This is a genomic window from Nesterenkonia sp. PF2B19 (genome assembly GCF_001758425.2).
Lineage (GTDB): Bacteria > Actinomycetota > Actinomycetes > Actinomycetales > Micrococcaceae > Nesterenkonia > Nesterenkonia aethiopica.
Genome location: NZ_MDSS02000050.1, coordinates 1 through 25592 on the forward strand (window position 1 = coordinate 1; position 25592 = coordinate 25592).

A 25592-nucleotide genomic window follows, 5' to 3' on the forward strand; every position below is an offset into this window, starting at 1 on the left:
CAGGGGAGGGGCTCGGCGGGGGAGGGCCCGACGTCGAACTCATCGAGGCGATGACGCGTCCGGTGCCGACCGGACCCGGCACAGCGGCGCCGATGCGTGGCTGCACCTCGGCACCGACGGCGCACAGCTGGTGACCCGCCTGGGCGCCACCGCTGAGTCTTCGCCTGAGCAGGCCCCGGCCGTCCTGGATGCGCTGCGCCGCGCCCACCTCTGAGCGGGATCATCCGCTGACGAGGGCTCCGCGACGGCTCAGATGACGCCGCGCTTGAGGTAGTAGCTGCGGACCCGCTCGTCGGCGAGCAGAGGGCCGTGCACCTGGAGCACGTTCATGCCCGAGTTGATGTTGCCTTCGAGGATCACCGGGCCGGTGGGACCGATGATGATGTCCCAGCCGATGTACTCCATGAAGCTCAGCCGCCGCGAGGCGTCCATCACCAGCTCCTTGGTCTCCTCCCAGAAGGGGACCGTCGCGCCTTCGATCACGGCTCCGGAGTCCGGGTGCTCGCTGAACCACACGGGGCGGCGGCCCTCCGGCAGCTGTCCGGCGCGCGAGAGGGTGCCCGTCTCGATGTCCACCTTGGCGCTGAGCCCTCCCTGGGTCCAGTTGTCCACGTGCCCGGAGCGCTCGGTGCCGATGCGCTGCACCGCCACGGCGATGAACGGATCCTTGCCCTGGTCCACGTCGGGCATCGTGAGCACGCGCAGCGTGTTGGTCGCGGACGGGTTGAGCGCCGCCTGCGCCGGGTGCTGCTCGATCCCGCGTTCGAAGATCATGGGGCGTTTCTGGTCCTGGATCCACTGCCGGATCTCCGAGACGGAGACCGTGTCGCCGTTCATCCGGAACCCCTTCGCGGTCCGCGTGATGGAGCGGACCCGCCGTCCCTCCGCGCCGCGCAGCGGCTTGACGAAGACCTTCTGGTCGACTTCGAGATGCGACTGCAGGAACGTCTGCAGGGGGACGCGTCGGTCGTGGGGGAAGAGGTTCACTCCGCCGCGCACGTAGAGGCCCAGCAGCGGCACCACGTCGGACTTCAGCCCGAGGTGGTGCATCAGCAGGAAGAACGCGAACTTGTTGTCCAGCAGCTCCTGCAGGGTCGGGTGCACCATACGCTTGGTGCGGGTGTACCGCTGGACGTCGTTGACATAGAGGGAGGGGTCGTTGCGGTCCAGCTCGTAGAGCGTCACCGACCGGGACAGGAATCCCTTGCGCCACCAGAGCGGCCGACGGTGGTGCAGCGGAGCCTCCCATCGGAACTCTTTGCGCAGGAACTTCCGATAGTCCTCCCAGGTGCGCTGCCTCTTGCGCATGGTCGAGCTGATCCGGCGTCGGGTCTGCTCGGCCTCCTGGGCGAATTCGGTGACCTGGGAGCGCAACGCCGCGAGGCGTCCGAACAGGCCTCCGTCCTGGCCCGTGGGCTCGTCCTGACCGGGGTGGACCATGGGTGGTTCTGCCTCACTTCGCGGGTGTCTGGGGGCCTCCGGAGCGCGCCGGTCCCGGGGCGCTATGATCGTAACAGTGCCGACCCATGACGCCCCCGCCCAGACGGTCCACGCGACCTCGTCAGCGGTCGAGCCTGTCTTCGTCCGGACCGCAGGGGCACCGGGCGAGTCGGTGCAGGCCCTCGTCACCTCGGACGACCTCGACGCGCTGATCACGCAGACTTCCGGCCGGCTGACCCCGGACTGGACCGCCTGGGCCGAGATCCTCGCCTTCGGTGCACCGCTGGCCGGCCGCACCCCGTTTGCGGGGGTGCGCAGGCTCCAGCCGGGTGAGTCCGCCACGATCACCGCCGACGGCGTCGCCGTCAGCCGGGACGCCTGGTCCTGGGAGGACGTGGCGCCGGAGTCGGACCTGGACCCCCGGCAGCTGACCGATGACGTCCTCGAGGCGCTGCGCGAGGAGATCCGGCAGGCCGCGTTGCTCGGCCCGCTGAATCCGATGCTCTCCGGCGGGCGGGATTCCCGGATCCTGGCCTCGCTGGCCGCCCAGGAGGCGCCCGACGGGCTGATCGCCTGGACCACGTCCTCGGACACGGGCACCTCCATGGAGGAGCTGGTGGCGGCCCGCACCGCCTCGGCGCTCGGACTTGAGCAGCGCATCGTGCCCGGCTCCGTGGTGGACTTCCCCGACGACGCCCGCGACTACGGGCGCATCGTCCACCACATGGCCTCGTTCCACATCTGGCTCATGCCGGTCGCCCGAGTGATCCGCGGAGCCGCCGAGGACGGACCTCGAGGCGCCGTGCTCGACGGCCTGGGCGGAGGGGTCTTCCTCGGCGGAGGGTTCCCGGACGACGACGCGCCCTCCGACGTCTCGGACACGGCCCTGATGGACTCCCGCTTCGCCCGGCTGGGACGGTACCTCGACGCGGCGGAGGAGATCCTCGCGCCGGGCGTCGGAGCGATGCTCGAAGAGAGGAGCCGGGCGGACTTCGAGCAGGTGGCCCGCCCGCTGCTGCGGCATCCCCACGGTGCCACGCTGACCGCGTACCTGACGAGGACGTTGCCCGGCATCAGCCTGGCCCCGGCCAAGGTCCTCGGATGGGCTGCGCCCGCCCGCATGCCGATCATGGCCGAAGAGGTCGTCACCCGAGCCCTGAGAGTCCCGGCCTCGCGCAAACGTGACGGCGCCTGGTACCCGCACCTGCTGGAACGGGCTGACTCCCGGCTGACCGGCCTGCCGACGGCGGCGGACCTGACGCGGCGGCGTCAGCATGTGCGACGCATCGCCAGCGTGGAGTCCGCCGAGTGGCTCCGGCGGCTCATCGTCCCCAGCCCGGCCGGCGAGCTGCTGTCCCCGACCCTGCGGGAGGCTCCTCCGGAGGAATGGGCGGCGCAGCTCTCCACCACCAAGGCGCAGCACCTGCTGCGCGGACTGGCGATGATGGCGCTCTGGGCGGAGGATCACGCCGACCGGCTGACCGAGGTCCAGCCCGATCTGCTGCCGACGGCGGGCGCGAGAGGAACGATCCATCATGGGTGAGGCCATCGACGACGTGCACACGCCATGGACTGCGGCTCTGGCGGCCCCGGCGGCGCCGTATCCGTACCTGCGGACCGGCCACCTGGGCTGTCCGCCGCTGCCCGAGGGGGTGGGGACCGCCGTCGACCTCTCGTCCTGCTCGCTGGAGGAGGAGGTCCGCCGCGGTCTCGACCTGGTCGTCCTGGGCGCCGACGCGGGGCACGGCCATGCGGGGCGCGGGGAGGGCCTCAGCCCCGTCGTCCGGGACCTGCTGATCACCTGTGAGGGTGAGGGCATCCCGACGGTGCTGCGGATCGAGGAGCCGGAGCACCTGGAGGGTCCGCTCGCCGCCGTTGTCTCCCACTCCGTCACCACCCGGAGTGATCTGCACTCCGCGATGCTGCGGCGATGGGGCGTCGACAGGGCGCTGCTGATGGAACCCGTCGTCGATCCCCGCGAGACCCTCCTGGAGCGGCTCGGTGACCCGGAGGCCGCCGCCGCGGAGAGGATCACAGCCCGCCGCGAGCTGATCGGCACCCGCAGCCCTGCCGCGCAGGCCTCCCGCCTGCTGGGCCACCTGGGCGTCCCGGTGGAGGCGGATCCGCTCGTCACAGCGCTGATCGTCTCCCGTCGGGCGGAGAACCTCGACCGCACGTTGGAGAACCTGAAGCGCCAGGACCACCCGAGGATGGAGGCCCTGCTCGTCATCGATCCGCTCCATGAGGAGCGGGCGCAGGAGGCGCTCACCCGCTGGGACGTCCCCGTGCGACTCATCCGTGCCACCCCGCGCAGCACCGTGGCGGACCGGCTCAACATCGGGATCGACCAGGCGGCCGGCCGCCACGTGGCCGTCATCGAGGAGACCGCCCTCTACGGCGCCGGGCACATCACCGACCTGCTGCAGGCCGTCCGGCACTCCGGGGCGGACCTGGTGGGCCGGGCCAGCTGGTTCGTGAAGGCCGATGACGGCGAGGTCAGGATCCGCGCGCCCAAGCTGCAGCGGACGTTCGACGAGCCCCCCGCATTGGGGACTCTGATGATGCGCACCGAGACGGCCCGGCGCATCGGGTTCTCCCGGCGGGCGGCCAAGCCCGGCCCCGCGATTGCTGAGAGGACGCTGAACGCCGGTGGTACGATCTTTGCCATCCACGCCCATGACGTGCTGATGCTGAGACGGGGGCAGTCCCTCGACGAGCTGAGCGAGGCAGACCTGCATGCTGCATCGTCACCGTCGTCAGCACCGCCGTCGACCTCCGAAGGACTGACGAGCCGCCCCGCATGACGACTTCTCTGCGCGACGACCCCGCGACGTTGCTGACCGCCGAACCTGCACTGGCCCCGGGACCGGTCCAGATCACCCGGGCCCGAGCCTTCTCCTACAAGGTCCCCGGGCAGAAGAAGGTCACGACGAATCATGTGGTCACCGTGACGGTGACAGATGCTGACGGCGTCTCGGTGGAGGGCATCGGCGAGGGACAGCCCCGCGGCGGCCTGACCGGCGATTCGGCCGAGGAGTCGTGGACGTTCCTCCAGGCTGTCCTCGAGCGGCTGGAAGGGCGCAGCCTGACCATCTCCGGTCGGGAGGAGGCGCTGGGCCAGGTGCGCTCCCTGGTGGCTGAGTTCCTCGACCTGGCTCAGCAGCTGAACCACGACGAGAAGCAGAAACGGCCTTACCGCGGGACGCTGCTGGGTGTCGAGGTGGCGCTGTTGGACCTCTTCGCCCGTGCCGCGGGCGTTCCGCTCCATGAACTCCTCGGCACGGTCCGGCACGAGGCTCCGGTGTTCCCGGCCGTGGTTCCGAGCCGTATGCCGTTGAAGAGGATGCGGCGTCGTCTGAAGGCCCGCGCCGGCCGCCACGAGCGAATCCGGACCGTCGGCGGGCGTTCGGTGGAGAAGTCGGTCGACGCGCTCGAGATCCTGTCCACGGTGAGCCGATCCCGGGCCGTGGGTCAGGGCGAGAAGCCGCTGTGGGTCGAGGGCTCGGGACTGATGGACCGCGATCAGGCCATGGAGCTCGTGGAGGAGATCGCCACCAGCATGGTGCGCGGCCACCTGCCCGCCGAGGTGCTGCTCGAGCAGCCGGTGCCTGCCCGCTACGCCGACCACCTGCCGGCCCTGCAGCGCCGTGCCGATGACATCCTCGCCGAGGCGGACCGTGAGGGACTTCGTCTGCTGATCGTCGGTGACGAGTCGATATGGGACCTGCACAGCCTGGGCCGACTCCGGAAGCTGGGTGGGCTGCGGGCCGTGGTGGTCCGTCCCGCGCAGGCCGGCGGCGTCCTCGCCGCGATGGACCTCGCGGAGGCGGCGCTGAAGGTGTCCGACGACGCTGTGGTGATGCTCAGCAGGATGAACGGGGCGGGGTGGATCACGAAGACCGTCACACAGCACCTGGCGCTGGCCATGCCCGTCCTGGAGGCGGTGCAGACCTCCGCGTACCGCCACTCGGAGCTTCCGTTCGCCACGTGGCAGGACCACGGGTTGGACTTCCTCGAGTCCGAGGAGGACGACGAGGCGCTGGCTGACCGTGGGGCCGAGGACGAAGACACTCCCGACGAGGACACCGATGACGGCCTGGCCGGAGATGAAGAGGCCGAGGCAGAGGTGCCGGAGGACGAATCCGCTGACGATGAGTCGTCGATGGACGAGGACGAGGAAGCCGCCGACGAACTTGCGGAGGGGGACGACGAGGGGGAGGACATCGCTCCCCAGGGGTCGGCCCTCCGGACCACCGTCCCGCGCGATCTGCCGGGCCATGGGCTGACGATCGACTACAGCGCGCTGGTCAGTGAAGTCCGTCGATTCGCCCAGGTGCCGGCCCTTCCCGAGCCGCACAACGAGGGGCGTCTCCCGGCGCGCTACGAGCACGTCGAAGATGTGCGGCCGCTGGGGCCGAACGGGACCAAGGGGTTTCTGCTGGAGAAGCGCGCACTGGCCCGCGGCCTGTCGACGACTCGGTACTCCAAGAGCGCCTTCGTGGCCTTCGACGGCACGAATCCGCCGGTGAACTTCAAGTGGAGCCGCAGCCCCATCTCCAGCGCGGTGGCGATCTCGGTCTGTACGCACAAGGAGGCGACCCGGCTGATGCTGGAGGACGCCGGCGTGCCCACCCCGCAGGGACGGACCTTCCGCAACGGCGACTTCGACAGCGCTCGCGCCTTCGTGCGGATGATCGGCTTCCCCGTGGTGGTCAAGCCCAGTATGGGCATCCGCGGGATCGGCGTGATCGCCGGCATCGAGACGCCCGAGCAGCTGCAGGAGGCCTTCGAGCTGATGGCCGACAGCAAGTTCGGCGGCCAGGACTTCATCGTGGAGAAGCACATCAACGGACGTGACCACCGGATCCTGGTGGTCGGGGGCCAGGTCGTCGCGGCGATCCAGCGCAAGCCGGCCTCTGCCGTCGGAGACGGGCGCTCCACCATCGCTGAGCTGCTGATCCACCGCAACGTCGCCCGTCGGGCCAACCCCCACCTGTGGACCCGCCCGGCCAAGGTGGACGGCACCATGCGTCACCAGCTGGACAAGCTGGGCCTGACGCTGGACTCAGTCCTGCCAGAGGGCCAGGAGATCATGATCTCCAACACGGCGAACATCTCCCAGGGCGCAGACTCCATCGACGTCTTCGACACGCTGCACCCCAGCATCGTGGAGGCCTGTGAACAGGCTGTCGCCGCCGTGCCGGGCATGCAGTACTGCGGCGTCGACTTCCTCCTGGAGGACCCGTCGAAGCCTGTGACGGAGCAGGACGCGGCGATCATCGAGCTCAACGCCCACGCCGCGATCGGCAACTGTGAATACCCGATGTTCGGTACGGGCCGGCAGGTGGCGCAGCGGCTGATGGACCTGACCATCGAACAGAAGGCGCTGGCCGCCACGGACCCGGAGGAGACTCTGACCGTCCACATCACCATCCGCGGGAGGGTGACCCGCGTCGGTTTCCGCAAGTGGCTGAGCCGACTCGCGGAGAAGGCGGAGCTGATCGGCTGGGCGCGGAACCTGAACCGACGCACTCTGGAAGCCGTGGTGAGCGGTCCGACCGAGCGTGTCGCCCCGTTGATCGCGGCCTGCATCGTGGGGCCGGCCCGTGCGATGCCGACGTCTTACCACGCCACCGTGATGTCTCAGGCGGAGGCGATGCTTCCCGCGGAGGGCTTTGAGATCCGCCCCCGGCCCGAGGCGGAGGAGGTCTCCTCCTCGGAGCAGGATGAAGTCGCAGCCTTGGCGGGCGCCGATGATGAAGAGTCGCCCGAGGCCGACTCCCGAGAGCCGGAGAGCGAGGAGTCCGAGTGAGCTGGACCATGGTTGATGGGGAGACCGTCGAGACGCGGAGCATCCCGGCCGTGACCCGCGGCATGCGGGACGGGGTCGAGGTGCACAAGGCGGCCCTGGCCGCCGGGCTGAGCACCCGTCTGCTGCCGCGCCAGGTGCTGCAGGTGTTCGGCCCCGGTGGAGTCCAGACGGCCTTCACCCACGGGATCCCCCAGGGATCGAGTCTGGCCGGGGTGACCTTCACCCAGGATCTGCGCATGCGCCGCGGCCTGCTCGGCAAGGCTGGGGTGGCCCAACCCCGGGGAGCGACGTTCTCCGTCGGGCGCAGTCGACGCGCGGCGGCACAGTTCGCCGCCAGGGTCGGTTATCCGGTGGTGGTGAAGCCGGCTCTCGGCGACAGCACCATCGATGTGACGCGCGGCGTGCAGGACCGCTCCGGTCTGCGGTCCGCGATCGATGCACTGCTGACTCCGCCGGAGGACCGTCCGGACTCGACACAGGCCGCCTACGGGATCACCGAGTTGCGCGCGCCAGGAAATCAGGATGGGCGAGTGACCGTGCCGCCGGGGTACCGCTTCCTCGTGGAGGAGGAGGTCCCTGGAGACTATTTGCGAGTGCTGGTTCTGGACGGTGAGGTCCTGGACGTCGTGCCCAGCCCTGGTGGCCCGTGGAGTGGGAGGGCCGAAGGATCCCTGCCCGCGAAGGACCACCCCACGGGACTGGCTGAGACTGTCCGGGCCGTGGTGGAGGCTCTGCCCGGGCTCGCCGTACTCAGCGTGGATGTGGTGGTCCCTGAAGATGGGGAGTCCGAGCTGGTGGTCGTGGACGTCTCAGAGCGCCCCTGGCTGGAGCTGCAGCACCGCATCTCGGAGGGCTCCGCGCGCCAGCTGGCACATGCACTTCTGGAGTCCGGGATGGCCGAGGCTGGCCTGACAGCTCAAGACCTCTCGACTACCCAGAGCCTCAAGGGAACGTACGGGCTCACCTTCCAAGGAATCATCGATCCTGCTGAATTCTGCACCGACCTGGCGTCCTGGGGGGTCGACGCCGGGATCGATCTGGAGCTTGAGGTGACAGATGCGGCCCGCGGTCATGTCGGGGGACAGATGAGTGCAGACCTGGCGGTGACCGTGGAGTTCGTCGAGTCGCTGCTGACCACTGGCGTGAGTGGGCAGACCGCGATGAAGGCGGATGTCGAACCTCGCACGTGACACACGTTCAGCAGGTCAGAGATGACACGGCTTGTCAGAAACCACCGATCCCAGGAAGCACACAGTGACCACAGTGAGCAGGATTCGCATAGAGCGGTCCCATGCGATCCAATACCGCATGCCGTTGAAGAGACCGTTCGGGACGTCCCGGGCCACCACCCAGTCCAGCATCAACTTCCTGGTGCGCCTTCACTCGACGCACCACGGGCGCTCCCTGGTCGGGGTCGGCGAAGCGCAACCCCGGAACCGGCTCACTGGTGATGTGAGCCGGCGCGCGGCGTGGCGATTCTTCTCTGAAGCGGTGGAGTCTCTCCACGAGGTGGAGCTGGACGTGACCAACCCTGATGTGGCACGGCGTGAGGTCATCCGGGTGATGGACGACCTCCAAGCTCTCGCCGTCCGACGCAGCGTTGATGCCAATCGGGAGAAGCCGCATCGCGGTACGCTGCTGGGGCTGGAGATCGCTCTGCTGGACCTGGTGGCACAGGCGCTCGACGTCTCTCTGACCGAGGTGCTGGGAAGCGTCCGACGAGACGACGTCGTCGTGACGGCCTCCACTATCCCGACTCAGGCCTCCCAATCGGTTCTGACACGTAAGGTGAACCGGCAGAGTACCCGATTCTCGGTGAACCGGGTCAAAGGGATCGGAGACGCGGATGCGGACTATAGTTCCCTGCTCGTCATACACGAGGCCAATGTGGCGACTGAAACACCTAAGCAGATCTGGATGGATCTCAATGAAGGGCTCGATGTGGAAGGCGCACGTGAGTTCCTCCAGAGACTGGTGAGAGGAATGGGCGCGGGTGAGCTCCCCGAGAGTATCGTTTTGGAGCAGCCCGTGCCCAAAGCCAGCGGCGAGCACATGCCTGTGTTGCAGCAGTACGCAGACTCACTCACGGCAGAGGCAGGCGTGGGGGACATCTGCCTCATGGTGGATGAAAGTGTGTGGGACGCTGACGATGTGGAGGATCTGTTCGGGCTGGGAGGATGTCGAGCGCTTAACATCAAGCTGGCCAAGGCAGGCGGCCTCTTGCCGGCTCTGGCTGCGGCCGAGCGCGCGGTTGCTCTGGACCCGGACGTCAAGATCTACATCGGAGGAATGATCGGCACCTCTGATCTGAGCATATGGGCTATGCGACAGCTCATTCGGGCACTCCCGCGAATCGACTTCATGTCGACCACCCCGCCGAGTAATCTTGAAGAACGTATTGCGAACCCACTCGTGAAGCTGCGTAAGGGCACTGGAGTCTTCGAACCGAGTGAGATCTCGGGGTTGGGGTCCGCGCTGGCATATGAGAAGCTGGCTCCATATATTGTGGAGCAAGACTGGTATCCAGCTCCTCGTGTATCATCTTTGCTTGACGGGGAAAACTCCTACCAAGTAGAGCATCTTCAAGGATTCAGAGAAATCCAGCTCGACAACCATGTGCTGGAGAGGGAAGCCCTCGCCTTAGGGCTGGACACGGTCAGGACGTCTACGATCGAATTCGTGGCCGAGAGTTCGAATGGGGCGCAGCTCGCCTTCTCGTGGACGAAGTCGAACGCAACGTCGTCCCTCGCGGCTACGGTGACCACCGACAAACAGACGACGCGAGAGCTTCTGTTGGGCGCTGGAGTGCCTGTTCCTGTGGGGCGGAGATTCGACATTGAAGACGTGGAGCCTGCGGTGGAGTATGCGGAGTCCCTGGGGTACCCCGTCGTCTTCAAGCCTTTACGCGGGACCGGTGGCAAAGGCGTGATCCCTGGGATCGCTGATGCTGACGAGCTTCGCTGGGCGTTCGAGCGGCTTAAGGGGTCGTCATTGGCTGCTCCTGGAGTCGTCGTCGAAGAGCATTTTGATGGTCGCGAGTTTAGGATTCTATGCCGCAGTGACGGAGCATTGTCGGCTGTAGAGCGTCGTCCAGGTATGGTGGAAGGCGACGGGATGCTGTCGATCGCTGAGTTGATGATGATCAAACACGCGAACCGCATGAAGAACCCTCACCTGAGATCTCGGAAGATCAAGTTCGACGACACTGCCCGCTTGCAGTTGAGCCGCCAAGGTATGGATTTTGACACTGTCCCGGAAGTTGGACAACGAGTGGTGTACACGCTCAGCCCGAGTTTTCATCAAGGTGGAGAGTCATCTGAGATGTTGGCCGATATGCACCCCACCATTTTGGATGCCGCTACCCGAGCAGTGGGAGCCGTACCTGGATTGGCTTATGGGGGGGTCGATTTCATCGTGGCTGATCCCGGAGCGTCGGTGGAGGAACAGAAGTGCGGAGTGCTGGAGGTCAATTCCAGTCCTTCCCAGGGTTCGCACGAATTCCCGATGCACGGGAAGAAGACCAGGGTCTCTCGGGAGATGGTCAGGCACGTGGCGGACTCCGTCGGGGTGAAGCTGCAGGAGGCGCCGCTGGACGAGCTGGATCTCCGCGTCATCCTGACAGGAGATTTCTCGGCGAACAGTGATCCAGTCGGTTGGCTAGCTACCGCAGCGGAATCACGGCGGCTGGCGGGCTGGGTGCGACAGTGGGGTGGCGACGTCTTGGAGTGCGAGGTCAGCGGTCCCACGGATGCTGCGGCCTCCCTGGTGTCAGCCGCGTCGCGAAGCGTGCGCGGAATTCGAGTCCATTCTGTGGAGGCGTCCCATCATGACGTCAGGCATACAGGAGCTTTCGAGGTGAGACAGTGACTTCCGCAGGGACAACTGGGGGCGAACAGTGGAGCGGCGGGCTCTCAGACCTCTCCGCATCGGATCGGGGCAGTTGGGCGATCCAGAGTGAACTCTTGCGCCGCGGCACGTCTGTGCTGCGTCTGCCCAGGGCGATGGTGCTCGGGATGGAGACCCAGCCCCGCCCCGAGCTGGCCTTTACCGGTCTCGTCCCTCCTGGGAACACCACTGCCGGTACGAGTCTGATACAGCATGCATCGTCTGTGCAGGCACTGCTGAAGCGCAGGCGGGTTGCCGTGTTGAGCGGAGAACCACTTCGAACCGACGATGCCGCCCGAGCGAGACGGTTGGCGAAGAGCATCGGTTTCCCAGTCGTGGTGCGTGCCGCGAACAGCTCGAATACTCGCTTGAGACGTGTCGTAGAGAGGGCAGGGGACTTGCCAGACGCGCTGAACGTGATTCAGCGTCGCGCGACACATCGATCCGGAAGCCCCGAGCCCAAGGCTCGAACAGCTTGGGTGCAACACCTGCCTGAAGGGCGGGCCTACCGTGTGCTCGTGGTCGGCCACCGAGCAGTCGCTGCTGCGGAGATTGCCCCCGGAGGGCCTCGGCCGGTATCGGTGGACGTCTCCGAAGTCCATCCGTTGGTCCGTTCCACGGCTGTCGATGCGCTTGAAGCGCTACCTGGGTTGGAGAGCGGAGAGGTGGAAGTGATCCTCAACGGGACGGGAGTCTCCGTGCTCCAGGTGCAGTCCAGGTCAGATGTGGACAGACTTCGACTGAGCCCTGTGAAGTCGCTTGACGTGGCTTCCGCTCTCGTGGATCACCGGTTTCGGACGCTGTCGATGCAGTGTCTGGACGTGACCGGGTCGTGGGTACTGACCTGTGAGGGCGTGGTTGACCGGGAGGCGTTCGGAGATGATCTGAGGAGGTATGCGGAGCACGTGCATGATGAGCGCCTTCGCATGGACATCACCCGGGAGGGCGATGCGACGGTAGTCGTCCATGTCGGTGCGTCAGCTCAGTTGGCCGCGGCGCTCGCGACGGGCGCCGTCAGCGGGCTTCCGCCCCACACGCGAGCGACGCAGGTCCTGACGCGCGTCTGTTCAAGCCCCTGGGGAGCCTAGAGCACCGGAATTCCGGGGTAGGGGGTCTTGGGGAAGCGATGATCCTCGACAGTCCATGTCAACGTCCCCCGCAGCACATCCTCCGGTGCGTAGCCAGAGATGATGACACGCCCCGAGGGGCTGATGGGGATGCTGGCCGGTGATGCCGGCTCACGGCTGAGGAGTCCATAGACCTCAGAAGGCGGTCGGAACCGTTCTGCAACTCCCCGAGGTTAATCACGGTCGATTGGTACCTGCACCGCGTCCAACGGCAGAGTCACGGGGCCGCCGGAGCGGATGATCCGCATGCCGGAGCTCGCGGCAGGGCGGGAAGTCCCACGGAAACGAGTGGTGATGTCGCGGGTCCTCGTGGTGCGTGTAGAGACAGCAGGTGCGGTGTCAGGTTCTGGCCGCAGCTGCTCCGCGCGGGACGCTACCACGATCGCCTTGCGTAGCTCGATGTAGCGACGAGGTTGCTCACCCGGTCAACGTCGAGCACGACGCTGACATGCTCGGACCCGTCTGGATGAGTCCATGCGGCGGCGACGTGCGCGTATTCTCCCCAGTGCCCGTGTTGCCGAAGGCAGCCTCCGGAATGTCGGCTGGAGACTCTCGCAACATGGAATGCCGGACCCGCCTGGATCGTGGGTGAGTTCCGGTGAGGGAGACCCTTCGCGTTTTGGCTCCATAGGAGCCACGGAGGTCCGGGCCTTCACCGACCCTGCGCAGAAGCTCCACCACGCTTCGAGTAGACACATGGCCCCAGCGCCAAGCCGTGGTGAATGAAGCCCCTTAAGAGGCTCATCGCAGATGAAGGTGCAGTCAGGGCCTGAAGCCTCCAGTGTCCAGCAGTGCTCGGGTGATGTAGCTAGCCAGATTCCGGAACCCCAGGGCCGTGCCGCGCAGAGGTTCGAGGCGGCCGTTGATCGCCTCAGTGGGCCCGTTGGAGGTGCCGGGCCGGTCGAAGTAGGCCAGGATGTCGACCGTCCGACGGTTCAGCGTCCGGCCGAGCGTCTCCAGCTCGACCAGCCTGGCGGGGATCCCGCGGCGCAGCGAGGTGATCACCTCTGTCAGCATCTGGTTGCCAGCAGGCTTGGAGGCGCACCGGTAGGCAACGACGATCTTCTGATACGCGCTCCAGGTTGCCTCGACCTCCACATGCTCATCAGCGGCGAAGACTCCCTCGAGTCTGCGGCTCTGCGGCTCGGTGAGCAGATCAGCTCCGGTGCGCAGCGTCCGTCTGGCCCCATAGAGGGGGTCCCCTGAACGTCACCGGTGTCAGGTGGTCTCACGCTGGACCCATTGCGTTGTCTGGTCCAACGCGTCCCCGGCCAAGGCCACCACATGGAAGGGACCCATCACCGCCACAGCCTCGGGCAGTTCCTCGGCAGTGGCGGTCTTGAACCCGGTGAACCCGTCCATGGCCACCACCTCGATCCCCTCCCTGAACTCGTCTGTCTGAGCCTCGAGCCAGGCCTTTAACACCGCATTGGAACGACCGGCGATCATATCCAGCAGCCGGGACGGGCCGCGACGTTCCTTCACGGGGTGAGGTCGATGACCACAGTGACGTAGTGAGAGCCCCGGCCGGTGTGGCGCCAGCAGTGCTCATCGACCCCGATGACCTTCGCGCCTTCGAACCGGTGGGGTTCTTCGATGAGCAGGCCCCGGCCGGCGGCGATCACGCGTCGTTGACGGTATGCCAGGAGGCCGCCAAGCTGCGGCGACCCTGGCGATGCTCATCGAAGTCGATGACTCCAGACTTCAGCGCCCACAGCACCGCTTGCCGACTCAGCTTCGCCCGTGGAGCCGCTGCTGCGCTGGTGTCTTGCTGTCAGACCCTCGCGCAGTCAGCACACCGGTACCGGCGGACCCGCACCCACAGGGCGGTCGGCCGCCAGCCCAGGGGAAGGTGCGCCAGGCGGCGGACCACAGTGCCCCGCGGGGCACCTTCACCACCGGAGTCCCGGCACCAGGGGTCATCTTCACAGACTCGGCATTCGAGGATCGCTCCTCGTGATTCGAGATGCTGGCCGGTGACGGTCAGATCGAGCGACTCGACCATGCAGAAGCTGCCCAGGTCAGGGGAAGTGAAAGCAGGCTGGGGCACGTCGAGGTCTTGCAGATGGCGAGTGTAGGAACTTCCATCTTCGGGAGGCCTCGACCTCTATCCGGACACCGCCACGCCCCGATCCCTGGGACCTGCTTCTACACTCTCATCTGCGAAGAGCCCCTTAAGATCGAACTCCGCGGCGAACTCGTTCATCGCTCGGACGAATCTGGCTATCGGGTCTCCTGTCCGGTCTTCGTGGTCCAGAGCCATTCGCCCGACTCCCAGTGCGATGGCATTCGGCGCGGCGTTGTCCGAGGGAAGCGTTGCGGCATAGAGCAGATCCCGGCAGGCGACGACATCGGCGGGATGGAACCGGCGTCCTCCCTGAAGGTCGTCCGGGTGGACCGCCACGGCGGTGTAGAGACGTTCCTCATCGGTGAGCCAACGTCTGGCCACCAATTTATTTATCATCTTGGTCAGGGAAGCGACCCCGACCTGGGAGGTGCCATCGGGATTGCTCTTGACCACCGTCTCCCGCCCTCGAGAATCCACGAAGAGGACTCGAGACTCCCCGCTCAGGCGTGTCCGCCTTCGAGATGCCGGACAGCGAGCGGAGAAGGCGCTCATTCCTCGCCTGCACAGCGTTGTCGAGGGGGCCACGATGGAGGAGCACCGGACCAATCGTTCCCACCCACGCGGATGCGCCGTTGAAGCGTCCACCGAGTGTGAGTCCGCCCGGCGGTTGTGTGTCAGCTTCGCCAGCTCCATAATGCGCGTAGGCGCCATCCACGGTCCGATGCGATGTTGCTGCATCGAACGTCGCTCCGAATACATGAGGGGGCCCGTCCGAAGGAAGTTCGTCGCCGAGGTTGCCGGCGGTCCCGCCAACATTCCGAACGGGCTGCCCGGAACATCGTGCCGGATGAAGATCCCGTGTCGAGCCCCGCATCGGCGACGTCAACGAGAGTGTGCTGTTCAGGATCACGTGTCTTACTGGCAGATACTGCCAGAATGCTGTTCGGCTGGGGCAGTGGGGGCGGGGAACGAGGCCCGGAGGTGCTCGCCTGGCCGGCTCTCCACTGCTGCCAGCTGGCCGACGGTCCCGCCCTTCCACTCAGACCGTGAGCCGGAGGGATGAAGGTCCGGAAGGTTGTCCAGACCATTTGCGATCCAGATGACTCGCCCCTCGGCGTCACAGGTGACTGTGTCCACAGCAGGGGGGTCATGGAGGGCCAGCCAGCCGTCTCACCGGGCGAGTGTGCGCAACAGGGCAGATGGAGAGTCACGGTGTTCGAGCGACCCACGATCTGCCGTGCTCCTCATCCTGTACTCCTCGGCCGTTTCCCGTCAGAGTGGCCGTTCTCGACAAGTGGGAGCGGAGCGCTGCACGCCGCCTCCGAGGCGAGTCGGAGACTCGCCGCTGCATGGCCGATGCTCCGGGCGCCCAGGACGACTCCGACCAGTGGTTCTCCAGACGCTGTCGGCGCGGCGGCCAGAAGGTGAGTCTCCCCGGTTCGGCCTTCAGCTCGAAAGGCCCAAGCCCAACCTTGTTGATGGAGTGTCCTTCGCCAGACAGGGGCGGTGGCTGTGTCGGCCCGAGACAGACTATGCTCCGCGATCAGGGTTTCGAAGGCTTGGGCGAGATCTTCGGCTGTTGAGACGTCGGAGGCGATACCGAGCACCGAGTCCAGGTTGGTCGAGGTGAAGCCTTCTGTGAGGAGCATACTTCGCACGTGCTCCAAGGCGGCCCGGGAACCGCCGAGCTGGTCCACGAGGTCCTGCGTCTGTCGCCTGGACTTCAGGATTTCCGGAACGTCGGGGCTGATCGCCGGGCCATCAGCAGAGTCGGAGCTCTCGGATGCGGACCGTCCTCCCCAGAGCAGGAAGAAGATCCGGGCGAATCGCGTAATCGGCCATCCAGCACGACCGTCAGCGGACAGATGCACACGGCCTCCGTGGCGGACCACCATGGCGGGGGTGTTCCGCTGTTGGACAGGTAACTGGGCCGCAGTCCCGTGGAACCACTGTTCACCGGGGTCGCGACGGGACTTCGTGGTACCCGAGCGCCGAAGTCGGGCTGCTGTGCGGAAGAGCTCCGTGCCGTGCGACCCCTTGAAGAAGACGATGTCTCCGTCTCGGAGATCCTTCAGGAGAGTTTCCTGGAGTTGCTGCGGTGAGGATGCGTGAGCTCCGCGCAGGGTACCGGGCAGAGCCTCCCAGAGATGACTCATCAGGTCACCTGTCAGGTACACCCGGTGTGTACCGGCCTCCTGTAGGGGATCCAGCAGGTCGCGGTGGTGCTGGGCGGTGTCGTCGTCCAGTTCCAACATGTCGGAAAGGACCGCGATCCTGCGCCCCGAACTGCTCGGCTCTGACTCTGCCAGGTAGGCGAGGCCTGCGCGCATGGAGAGCGGGTTGGCATTGTGTGAGTCGTCGATGAGCGTGACGCTGCGACCGCCGAGCTGCACCTGGTCAGTGCGGCCACGACGAGGCGGTGAAAAGGACTCGGCCAGGTCTGAGGCCGCCTGGCGGTGGTCGAGTCCCATCGCGTAGGCGGCCGTGATCGCGCCCAATCCGTTGAGCGCCATATGCCCTCCGGGAGTGCCCACCGAGAACCTGATCCGCTCACCGGCAATCTCGGCCTCGGCTCCGGTCGCTGTGGAGTAGTCCAGAAGCCGCACATCAGAATCTTCGTGTTGACCGTAGGTGACGACACGTGCCTGACGCTCGGCCGCGGCTTCGTGAAGGTCGAGAAGTAGGGGAGATCTCGATTGAGGACGACGGTGCCGCCGCGTCGCAGACAGCGGATGAGCTGTGCTTTCCGCACAGCGATGTCTTCGAGCGACCCGAGCGTCTCGGCATGGGCAATGGTCAGAGCCGTGACCAGGGCGACGTCCGGGGCGAGGAGGGTGGCAGCTTCGGAGGGCAGAGCGGAGTGTGCCACCTCCAGGACGCTGAACTCGGCACCGATCGCTTGTGCGGTGCCCGCAGAGACTCCCTTATGCCGGTTGTTCACCGAGGCGTTGGTGTTGGAGACCGTGCCCTGCCGTCGCAGAACATGTTGCAGCAGCATCGATGTGCTGGACTTTCCCACGCTGCCGGTGATGGCGACGAACCTGGCGGGACTGACGTTGCGGGAATAGGCTGCCAGTGCGCGTAGAGCTGCAGTGGTGTCAGCCACTCGCAGAACAGGGAACTCGTCGGGGACCTCGATGCCCTCCTCAGCCATGACGGCGCCGGCGCCGCGGATGCTCTCCTGTCGACGTCGTATGTCCAGGCCATGACCGTGGGAGCCGCGGGCGACGACCAGGTCCCCGGGGCGAAAGGGTACCACTGAGAGCGTGCACAGCCCGGTGAAGCGCCAGCCCGGGGCAGGCAGACGCTCCCATGTCCCACTGACGATATGGCTGAGGACTGTCGCGTCCGGTCCGATCACAAGCTGCTCCTCAGGATGCGCAACACTACCGACGACACTCTACAGGGATGACAGATCACCCCAGGTCCCCTCAGCGAAGCCCCAGGGGCCTCTCCAGGGCCAGGTGGAGAAGGTCAGTGATGAGTTCGGTGTACCCAATTCCGGTGGCTTCCCACAGCTTAGGGTACATGCTGATCGGGGTGAAGCCGGGCATGGTGTTGACCTCATTGATGACGACGGAGTCCTCCACCGTCGGTGCATCGGGGTTCCAGAAGAAGTCCGCGCGGGTGATGCCTTCGCCAGAGACGGCTTCGAACGCCCGGACTGCCTGGCGGCGGATCTCATCCGAGACCTGGGGCGGTAGTTCGGCAGGGCACCATAGCTCTGCAGCGTCTCCATCGGTGTACTTCGCGTGGAAGTCGTAGAACTGGTGCTCCTTGGACGCCTCATCCACCACGATCTCGCCGACCAGTGAGGCTCGGGGGGCATCACCGTTGAGAGACCCTAGGACCGCGCACTCGACCTCTCGCCCCGGAATCGCTTCCTCGACCACCAGTTTGGGATCATGGCTGCGCGCCTCGGCGATCGCCTCCGGCAGCTCCTCTGGGGCGTCCACGCAGGTGATGCCCACCGAGGACCCACCGCGCGCGGGCTTCACGAACAGCGGGAAGGTCATGGCGGAGAGAGCATCGAGGCAGCGCTGCGGATCGCGGCGCCACTGCTCGGGGGTGATGACCTGATAAGGCCCCACGCGGAGCCCGGCAGCGTCGAAAGCGAGCTTCATAAAGTGCTTGTCCATCGATACCGCGGAGGACAGGACCCCGGCACCCACGTAAGGGACGCCCACGACCTCTAGGAACCCCTGGAGGGTGCCGTCCTCGCCGAACGGTCCGTGCAGCAGAGGCAGGACCACATCCACCGGACCCAGCGGAGTGGCGTCGTCGCCCGTGATCTGCAGTAGCTCAGGCCACGACCCTGCTTCGCCGGGGAACCGTCGGTGCAACACGACCGTGGAGTCTGTCGGCTGCACCTCCGGGGCGGCGCCCCCGTCGAAAGAGTGGTCCAAGGGATCCACGGCAGGGATCGTCCACTGGCCGGCCCGGGTGATGCCGACGGGGATGACCTCGAACTGTTCTGTGTCGATCGCTCGCAGGACACCTGCCGCCGTCACGCAGGACACCGGGTGTTCACTGGACTGTCCTCCGTAGAGCACCAGAACACGGGTCCGGTGGGCAGTGCTGGCGGATGCGGCCATACGGCATCGTCCTTAAAGGTCGTCTCGTTGGGCCCTGCGCGTGGGGTTGCGTGGGCGCTCCTGAAGCGAGTCAGAGTCTACCGATGGCGGTCCGCCTGTCCGCTGAGGGCCTGCTCTCCCCGGAGAGTCGACCGGCTGAAACCCCACAGGCGGTGGCGCTGCTGCGGATCCAACGGTTGCGGCAACCACTACGATCGTGATCAGTTCTCATATCCAAGCCGTGAAGTCGACGAGGGGCTCATAAGCAACGAGCCGTCGGCGGTCGCGTGCAGCCTCCAGCAGCGTCAGGGATGGACCGCATGCGCATTCAGCGAGCACACGCCCTGGAACACACTGCGGCTTTCCCTGCGTCGGAGGATGGTGACCCGCGTCCGCGCAGCAGCTGGTCGTTCAGCTTCTGCCTCCGGCTGCATGCGGACGCAGAGGGAGACGCCGCGGCTGGGATCGTGGGTCAGGGCGATGCCACGCCCCGGGTGAAGCTGACGCCCTCAGCCCGCAGTGATCGTTGGCGGGCACTCACGTCCGCGTGCCGCCATCTCGTAGGGGCTGAGGTCTCTGCTGAGGCAGATCCCTTGGAGATGGCCCGTGAAGCGGTCGGCAGCGGCGATCACCCTCTGGTGGTCCGCACCGTCGAAGCAGCCATTCGACACCTGCAGCAGGCGCAGTCTCAGGGCCCATCGGGGGCGCCCCAGTGGCAGTACACCGATCTGATAGGCCATGTGCACCGCCACTACTGGTTCCCAGCCACTGAGCTCGTGCGTGACGCTGAGGGGCGTGCCCCCAACACCTACGACCTCTCGATCCACCACGGGCTGCCGAAGGTGGGTGAGGCGAACCAGGAACTGCAGAAGATCGCGCTCAGCTGCGGACTCCGCACGCTCCGCACCTCGTGGAAGGACTTCTCGGCCCAGGATGCGGACGGTCGTCGCATCAGTTTCGGACTGTCCTTCTCCGAGGCATCCTCACCGGTCTCCGGTGTGATCACGGGAAACAAGCAGCTGACCCGGCGATTCCTCCAGGCCGCCGGGGCGGCAGTGCCGGAGGGACGGCTCTTCCAGCCGGAGGAGCTCGAAGACGCCGTCCAGTTCGCGGAGGACCTGGGGTATCCCGTGGTCGTCAAACCTGTCGCCGGCAAGAGCGGACAGGGAGTGGTCGCCGGAATTCTCAGCCGCACGGGCGTCGAATGGGCGGCCGCGCAGATCTCCCACCTCGACCCCGCCGACAGTCGCTTCATCGTCGAAGACCACGTCCCAGGGGCGGACTACAGAATCTATGTGGCCTACGGTGCGGTGCTCTCCGTGGTGCTCCGCCGCCCGGCCAACGTCACAGGGGATGGCGTCCGGAGTGTGGCGGAGCTCGTGGTCGCGAAGAATCACCAGCGACGGCACAACCCCCACACGCGAACACGCCTGATCCGCTGTGACTCGTCCAGCACCTATCAGCTGGAGCGGCAGCAGGCCTCGTGGGACTACGTGCCGGCGCCTGACGAGACCGTCTGGCTCGCATCAGCCGCCAACATCTCCCAAGGCGGCGACTCCACCGAAGTGCTCCCAGAGACCCACCCCAGCATCCTGGACTCTGCGGTCCGCGCCGTCGACGCCATACCGGGTCTGAACCAAGCCGGTGTCGACTTCCTGGTCCCGGATCATCGGCGGCCTCTGGAGAGCCAATCCGGCGGCATCTGTGAGATCAATACGACCCCCGCGCTCATGGCCAATCAAGCGCCTGTGTACGGAGAGCCGCAGCCCGTGGCAGAGACCGTGGTCCGCCGGGCTGCTGAGTCAGCCGGGATCCAGCTGCCGCCGCGGGAAGGCACGCTGCAGATCGCGGTGAGGGCCCAGGCGTCGCCGATCCATCCGGCCTGGCTGGATGGCTGACGCACCACGCCCGCAGGCTGCAGCTGGCGGGGCGCATCAGAAGCGAAGGGCGCACGTCCGTCCGGGCGCTCCTCGGGGGGCCTGTCGAATCGGTCTCAGCGCTGGTGACGTCGATGCACTCGGGCAGCCACACAGGCAGGCCCGACATCGTCAGGACAGCGCCTGTCGGGGGAGCCATGCCGACACCGTTCCAAGGGGCAGAGTCATGACAGCACCTCCTGCTCAGGCCCTCGGGTGGCCTGCCGAGTCCGCTCAATTCACTCCGCGGGTGCGCTCCAGCCTCCTGCTGGAGGCCGCAGCCCTCGCGGCGGGTCTCGACACGATGCGTCTGACACGCTGGGCCTTTCTGGGAGGATCGCCAGCCTCAGCCCATGAGACGGGTTTTCACGAGACCATGAGCGTCGAGACGTCTCGGGCTGGTGTGCGGGCCTGCGAGGATCGGATCCACCGCAAGTCCGCTCTCATTGAGGCAGGCCTCCAGGTGCCGACATCGCGGCGGTTCGGTGATGGACAGGTCGACGACGCCATCGCGTTCGCCCTGACCCTCCGACGCGGCGTGGTGCTCAAGCCACGATCAGCAGAGCGGCCCAGCCTGCGACGGCGACTCCGCGCCGAAGAGGACATCCGCTCGGCGCTCCGCTCCTATCAGGAGGAACTGGGCCGACACAGCACGTTTCTCGTCGAGCAGTTCCAGCCGGGTGCCGAATACGCGTTCTACGTGGTGGGATCCCAGGTGGTCTCCGTGGTCAGGAGATCTCGATCTCGCTGGTCCGACGAGATCTATCGGGCGGGGCCAGGGGGCTTCGGGCACGTCGATCCTCACCTGCTGGACACAGCTGTCGAGGCTCTGCACGCCATGCCCTCCATGCCCCATGGGATGGTCGTCCTGACGTGCCGAGACATCGAAGACGCGCCTGACCGTGCGACGGTGTTGAGCGTGTCGCCCAAGATCGGTCTGGTAGCCCGGTACATCTCCCCGGAATGGAGTCTGCACCTCAGCCGCTGCGTGGTCGCCCACGCTGCCAGGGGGCAGCTCGACACAGCCGAACCCCTGGCGATGCTGACGGCGGAGGTCACCCTGAACGACGTCCACGACAGTCGCGCAGTCGCCGATGCCATCACTGCGTGGATGCCCGGCCACCGCATCGACGGTGAGGTGACCACGGGACAGGCCCGGACCGTGACGACCACGCTGCGCTGCACACCGGGCCAGGCCGCGGCCCTGTCCGGACTGGCCCATGTCGGCAAGCTCGGCGGACGACCACCCGAGACCGTGTCCATCCGTCGCCTCGCGGAGGAGGGCAGCACGTGAAGCCCTCGGGTCAGGACACAGCACCGTTGGTCGGCATCCTGGGAGGCATGGGTCCGGCCGCGACGGCAGACATCTACGCCAAGCTCGTCGCAGCCACTCCGGCGACGACTGACCAGGAGCATCTGCGCGTCGTCATCTGGGCGGACCCCACAGTCCCAGCTCGCTGCGTCTCCCTCACCGACGAAGGAGAGGATCCCACAGAGAAGCTGATCCAGGGGGCGCAGAAGTTGGCCGATGCCGGTGCGGACTTCTACGTGATGGCCTGCAACGCCGCCCACGCCTTCCTTCCAGAGATCCGTGCTCAGGTGGACCTCGACTGCATCAGCATCGTCGACGTCACCACGGACCACGTGAGATCCCTGCCCTACGTCCAGCGGGTCGGACTCCTGGCGACAGATGCCACGCTCGCCGCTGATCTCTACCAGGCCGGGCTCCGGCGCATCGGCGTGGAACCGCTGCTGCCTTCCGGTGAAGACCAGCTGACGGTGATGCAGGTCATCTATGCGGTGAAGTCCGGCCAGGTCACCGCTGAACAGCGCCGCGCACTCGCCGACGTCGTCGGACGACTCAGCGCGGCCGGCGCCGATGTGATCATCGGAGGGTGCACCGAGATCCCGCTGGTGCTGGGAGACGCCGACCTTCCGAGCCCCATGATCGACCCCGCCATCCAACTGGTGAACCGTGTCATCGTGGAAGCCACGAGCAGGTCCGAGTAGTCGCCGACGTTCCGCGGCCGTCACATCCTGAGGGAGGTGGGGATGATCCGAAGAGGGTATCCTCTGCTCGGTGAGTCGACATGGACGGAATCGGGGATGGCGAGCGGCCGGACTGGCGGCGGTGCTCGTGCTGTCCGCCGCCGCCTGCGACGACCGGAGCGGCTCCAGCGATGCGGCGCCCTCCTCCGGCCGGTGCCTCGGCCCGGTGTCGTCCGGCGACTCCTCTCTGGAGGTCTCGGCTGAGAGCATCGGTCCTGGCAGCGAGTCGTTCCCTGTCACCGCTTCCGGGATGATCGAGGACACCGTCTTCGTGGTGAGCCGCCACATGTCGTTGCGTCCCGGCCTGGTGGCGGGCTTCGACGCCGCGGACGGCGGACTGACGTACCACGAGGACGTCGTCGTGGACGGAGAGGCGAGTCACGGCACCTGGGGCGCCACCGTCTCGGGGGACTCGCTCTATGTGGGCATGAGCTTCGACGGCCCTCGGCGCTCGGCCATCATGCGCCTGGACCCGGAGGAGGGCGAACTGGTCGAGGTCGGATCCACCGCTCCGGCTCGTCTGATCTGGGACATGACCACCGCCCCGGACGGCACCGTCTACGCCGTCACCTCACGGCAGAACAACGCCGGGCTCTGGGAATACGACCCAGACGAGGACACCACCGAGTTCCTCGGGCACTTCCAGAACGACACGCGCCAGGATGCGCGCAGTGTGGCCGCCACCGAAGACACGGTGTACATCGGGCTCGGCAACGCCTCGGCGGATCTCATCGCCTATGACCGCGAGTCCGGGGACTCCCGATCCGTGCTGCCGGAGGAGCTCGAGGGTGCGACGTTCGTCTACTCGCTGGAGGCCACGGAGGACGTCCTCGCCGTCGGGACACGGTCGCCGGCCACACTGACGGTGATCGACTCCCAAGACCCGGAGCACCATGAGGTGTTCCGAGTCCCCACCGGGACGGTGCAGTCCCTGGAGATCGTGGGGGACACGGTGTATTTCACCAGCGGATCCGCCCTGTGGCGGCATGAGCTCGGCGGGGAGAGCCCTGAGCGACTCGCGGACCTGGAGCTCCCCGGAGGCCAGACGCGCGGCATGTTCCACCGTGACGGGACGCTCCATGGAGTCGGCAACCTGGGGCACCTGTGGAGCTATGACCTGGAGGAGTCGTCCTCTCGCATCACCGATCTGGACTCCGGGGGCCGGGGTGAGGATCCTCAGGGTGAGCCTGCACAATCCCTGGCTGTGGTCGACGGCGTCGTCTACACCGGCGGCCACTTCACCATCGGCGTCCGAGAGCTGGCCACCGGCGAGCTCGACCAGGTGTACGTCCCGGGAGAGCCCAAGGACGTCGTCGCCCATGAGGGCACCCTGTACCTGGCCATGTACTCCTCCGGAGAGCTGATCCGCCTCGATCCCGAGACCGGCGAGCATGAGGTCGTCGCAGAGTCCCCGTCAGGCCATGACCGTCCCAGGGCGCTGACCCTCGACGACGACAGCGGGCGCCTGGTGATGGCCGTCCAGGCCGACTCCGGCGGCGCAGGCTCCGTGACGGTGCACGATTCGGCCACGGAGGAGAGCTACACGATCGCGCCGTTCGCCGACCTTGCCAGCAGCGCGGTCGTGGCCTCCGACGGCGTGGCGTACGTGGCCGGCAGCTCCGGCATGCAGGACGGCGACGACGACGCCCAGGTCGCCGCCGTCGACCTCCGCACAGGCGGCGTCATGTGGACCACCGCCCCGGTGGACGGCGCGGGCGTCATCACCGGCCTGGCGCTGGAGGACGACCGGCTGCGTGGGCTCACGGCGGACGGAGCCGTGTTCGTCCTCGACACCCAGACTCGGGACGTCGTCGTCGAGGACGCCGGACTGGGTCCAGGAGGCCTGCTGACCCACCAGGGCGAGGTCTACGGCGCCACGGAGGAGAAGCTGTTCCACCTCGACCCGGAGACCGGGCAGGCTCGGGTCCTTCTCGAGGATCTGGACGGCGAGTGGTTCACCTGGCCCGGTCTGGCCTCCGACGGCTGCCACCTCTACACGATGTCCGGCTCCGAGGTGCTGCAGGTGGGCATCCCGGGGGAGGGCTCGGAGACGGACGCGCGCCGTGGTTCCTGAGCCCCGCGCCGGTAACATGGCCCCCTGGAGCACCCCCGATCGACAGGAGACCCTGTGACCTTCTCACCTGATGCTGAGCGCCCTGTGGTGATTGTGGGGTTGGGGTATGTGGGGCTGCCGTTGGCGCAGGCGGCGGTGGCTGTGGGGATTCCTGTGGTGGGGTTCGATGTCTCGGAGTCTCTGGTGGGGGATCTGAATGCGGGTGTTTCGCATGTGGATGATCTCTCGGATGCTGATGTGGCGGTGATGCTTTCGCAGGGGTTCCGGGCTTCTGCTGATCCGGCCGTGTTGGGGTCGCGTCGGTGGTGGTGATCTGTGTGCCGACTCCTCTGAGTGAGGAGGGTGGTCCGGATCTGCGGGCGGTGGAGGCCTCGGCCCGGACGATCGCGGAGCATCTGTCGGCGGGGACCACGGTGGTGTTGGAGTCGACGACGTATCCGGGGACCACTGATGGGGTGGTGCTGCCGATTCTGGAGTCCTCGGGTCTGGTCCATGGTCAGGACTTCCTGCTGGCCTATTCCCCGGAGCGGGTGGACCCGGGGTCGACGCGTTTCGGGATCACGAACACGCCGAAGCTGGTGGGTGGGCTCAGTGCTGAGGCCACGGAGTCTGCGACGGCGTTCTACGCGCGGTTCGTCGATGAGGTG

15 protein-coding genes and 4 pseudogenes are annotated in these 25592 nt (G+C 66.8%); 13 read left to right on the forward strand and 6 right to left on the reverse strand.

Going from position 1 to position 25592, the window contains the following annotated elements; translation table 11 throughout:
- Positions 1-249: 249 nt before the first annotated feature.
- Complete coding sequence (locus tag BCY76_RS13165; protein WP_070160542.1) at positions 250-1440, reverse strand: sugar-transfer associated ATP-grasp domain-containing protein; 1191 nt, start codon at positions 1438-1440, stop codon at positions 250-252.
- A 76-nt stretch (positions 1441-1516) separates the two neighbouring features.
- Here BCY76_RS13165 and BCY76_RS13170 point away from each other — a divergent pair, with 76 nt between their 5' ends.
- From BCY76_RS13170 to BCY76_RS19535, 7 genes and pseudogenes are all read left to right on the forward strand, one after another.
- Positions 1517-2983, forward strand: coding sequence for an asparagine synthase-related protein (locus tag BCY76_RS13170; RefSeq protein WP_070160540.1), 1467 nt, complete (start codon positions 1517-1519; stop codon positions 2981-2983).
- The gene (locus BCY76_RS13175; protein WP_070160538.1) at positions 2976-4244 is read left to right on the forward strand and encodes a glycosyltransferase; all 1269 of its coding nucleotides are present in this window, start codon (positions 2976-2978) and stop codon (positions 4242-4244) included. The genes BCY76_RS13170 and BCY76_RS13175 overlap by 8 nt, the downstream gene beginning before the upstream one ends.
- Positions 4241-7252 (forward strand): acylphosphatase, encoded by a 3012-nt coding sequence (locus tag BCY76_RS13180; protein ID WP_070160536.1) that lies wholly within the window; start codon positions 4241-4243, stop codon positions 7250-7252. Before BCY76_RS13175 ends, BCY76_RS13180 begins: the two co-directional genes overlap by 4 nt.
- On the forward strand, positions 7249-8442 hold the full coding sequence (locus BCY76_RS13185; protein WP_070160534.1) for a hypothetical protein: 1194 nt from the start codon (positions 7249-7251) through the stop codon (positions 8440-8442). The genes BCY76_RS13180 and BCY76_RS13185 overlap by 4 nt, the downstream gene beginning before the upstream one ends.
- A 118-nt stretch (positions 8443-8560) precedes the next feature.
- A complete protein-coding gene (locus BCY76_RS13190) occupies positions 8561-11119 on the forward strand; it encodes an enolase C-terminal domain-like protein (protein ID WP_139827792.1) in 2559 nt (852 codons plus the stop codon).
- A 146-nt stretch (positions 11120-11265) separates the two neighbouring features.
- A pseudogene (locus tag BCY76_RS20750) lies at positions 11266-11559 on the forward strand (ATP-binding protein); the annotation flags it as partial.
- Positions 11560-11718: 159 nt separating this feature from the next.
- The gene (locus BCY76_RS19535) at positions 11719-12225 is read left to right on the forward strand and encodes a hypothetical protein (RefSeq protein ID WP_070160530.1); all 507 of its coding nucleotides are present in this window, start codon (positions 11719-11721) and stop codon (positions 12223-12225) included.
- 801 nt (positions 12226-13026) lie between these two features.
- Here BCY76_RS19535 and BCY76_RS13200 read toward each other — a convergent pair.
- The 5 genes and pseudogenes from BCY76_RS13200 to BCY76_RS13220 all read right to left on the reverse strand — a co-directional run bounded on the left by BCY76_RS13200 (position 13027) and on the right by BCY76_RS13220 (position 18927).
- Positions 13027-14314, reverse strand: a pseudogene (locus BCY76_RS13200) (ISL3 family transposase).
- 57 nt (positions 14315-14371) lie between these two features.
- Complete coding sequence (locus BCY76_RS13205) at positions 14372-14809, reverse strand: hypothetical protein (RefSeq protein WP_139827794.1); 438 nt, start codon at positions 14807-14809, stop codon at positions 14372-14374.
- A gap of 767 nt (positions 14810-15576) precedes the next feature.
- Positions 15577-16845, reverse strand: a complete 1269-nt coding sequence (locus BCY76_RS13210; RefSeq protein ID WP_070160526.1) for a glutamate ligase domain-containing protein — start codon at positions 16843-16845, stop codon at positions 15577-15579.
- Between the two features lie 161 nt (positions 16846-17006).
- A pseudogene (locus tag BCY76_RS20755) lies at positions 17007-17486 on the reverse strand (Mur ligase family protein); the annotation flags it as partial.
- A 277-nt stretch (positions 17487-17763) separates the two neighbouring features.
- The gene (locus BCY76_RS13220; RefSeq protein WP_070160524.1) at positions 17764-18927 is read right to left on the reverse strand and encodes a D-alanine--D-alanine ligase family protein; all 1164 of its coding nucleotides are present in this window, start codon (positions 18925-18927) and stop codon (positions 17764-17766) included.
- A gap of 755 nt (positions 18928-19682) precedes the next feature.
- Here BCY76_RS13220 and BCY76_RS13225 point away from each other — a divergent pair.
- The 6 genes and pseudogenes from BCY76_RS13225 to BCY76_RS13245 form a co-directional block, all read left to right on the forward strand.
- On the forward strand, positions 19683-20804 hold the full coding sequence (locus tag BCY76_RS13225) for an ATP-binding protein (protein ID WP_170922697.1): 1122 nt from the start codon (positions 19683-19685) through the stop codon (positions 20802-20804).
- Positions 20805-21198: 394 nt separating this feature from the next.
- Positions 21199-22116 carry a hypothetical protein gene (locus BCY76_RS13230; protein WP_139827796.1) on the forward strand — a complete coding sequence of 306 codons (918 nt, stop codon included), beginning with the start codon at positions 21199-21201 and terminating at the stop codon, positions 22114-22116.
- Positions 22113-22832, forward strand: coding sequence for an aspartate/glutamate racemase family protein (locus BCY76_RS13235; protein ID WP_083277544.1), 720 nt, complete (start codon positions 22113-22115; stop codon positions 22830-22832). The genes BCY76_RS13230 and BCY76_RS13235 overlap by 4 nt, the downstream gene beginning before the upstream one ends.
- A gap of 70 nt (positions 22833-22902) precedes the next feature.
- Positions 22903-24945 carry a PQQ-binding-like beta-propeller repeat protein gene (locus BCY76_RS13240; RefSeq protein WP_139827797.1) on the forward strand — a complete coding sequence of 681 codons (2043 nt, stop codon included), beginning with the start codon at positions 22903-22905 and terminating at the stop codon, positions 24943-24945.
- A 54-nt stretch (positions 24946-24999) separates the two neighbouring features.
- Entirely contained in the window at positions 25000-25257 is a 258-nt protein-coding gene (locus tag BCY76_RS20030; protein ID WP_070160517.1) for a hypothetical protein, read from the forward strand.
- 5 nt (positions 25258-25262) lie between these two features.
- Positions 25263-25592 (forward strand): annotated as a pseudogene (locus tag BCY76_RS13245) (nucleotide sugar dehydrogenase); the annotation flags it as partial.